The organism is Rathayibacter sp. AY1A3, assembly GCF_002930975.1.
In the GTDB taxonomy this organism is placed as follows: domain Bacteria; phylum Actinomycetota; class Actinomycetes; order Actinomycetales; family Microbacteriaceae; genus Rathayibacter.
The window spans coordinates 1-899 of record NZ_PSTO01000087.1 but is presented as its reverse complement, the minus strand read 5'-3'; the positions used below and the strand labels follow the sequence as shown (position 1 = coordinate 899).

Genomic DNA, 899 nt, shown 5'->3' with positions numbered 1-899 from the left:
CGCCGACCACCGCGCCCACGGCGACTCCCACCACGGCACCGACCGCCGGGCCGACTGCGGCGCCCACCGTTGCTCCGTCCCCGATGCCCACGACCGCGCCGACCGGCACTCCCACCCCGCTGCCCGTCGGCGGCTCGGGCGGCGGGCTGGCCTCGACCGGAGTCGAGAGCGTCGGCCTGATCGCGGGCGCCACCGCGCTCCTGGCCGCGGGCGCCACCGCGCTCGGACTCGGAGCGCGCCGCCGCGCGGCAGCTGAGGGCGACCCGGAGGTGTGAGGTGGGCTGTGCGATTCGCAGGGGATCCGCGCGCGAAGGGGCGTTCTGCCACTTGATGCGCCCCCTGGATGGCAGATCTCCTGCGAATTGCACAGTGGCACCCGGACCGGCGCCCCTCGTAGGCCCGCCGAACGTGCGATCTGCAGGGGATCCGCGCGCGAAGGGGCGTTCCGCCGCACGGCGCGTCCCGCAGAGCGCGGATCCACTGCGGATCGCACGCCGGCCGCCCTCGACTCCTAGAGCAGGCGGCGGGCGGAGGCCCAGGCGGTGAGCTCGTAGCGGGAGGAGAGCTGCAGCTTGCGGAGGACGGCGGAGACGTGGGACTCGACCGTCTTGACCGAGATGAAGAGCTCGGCCGCCGCCTCCTTGTAGGCGTAGCCGCGGGCGATCAGGCGCATCACCTCGCGCTCGCGGGCCGAGAGCCGGTCGAGCTCGTCCCCCGACTCCGCCTGCTCGCCCGCCAGCGCCCCGAAGGCGTCGAGCACGAAGCCGGCCAGGCGCGGCGAGAACACGGCGTCCCCGCCCGCCACCGCGAGCACGGCCCGGCTCACCTCGGCTCCGGAGCTGGCCTTGGTGATGTAGCCGCGGGCGCCGGCGCGGATCACGCCGACCACGTCCTCCGCG

The 899-nt window shown here is 75.6% G+C and carries 1 protein-coding gene and 1 pseudogene; one reads left to right on the top strand and one right to left on the bottom strand.

Annotated features, from left to right (window positions below; all coding sequences use genetic code 11):
• Positions 1-275, top strand: a pseudogene (locus C5C10_RS17430) (hypothetical protein); the annotation flags it as partial.
• Positions 276-511: 236 nt separating this feature from the next.
• Here the strand turns inward: C5C10_RS17430 and C5C10_RS17425 are convergent.
• On the bottom strand, positions 512-899 hold a 388-nt coding region (locus C5C10_RS17425; protein ID WP_146082204.1), incomplete at its 5' end, for a response regulator transcription factor.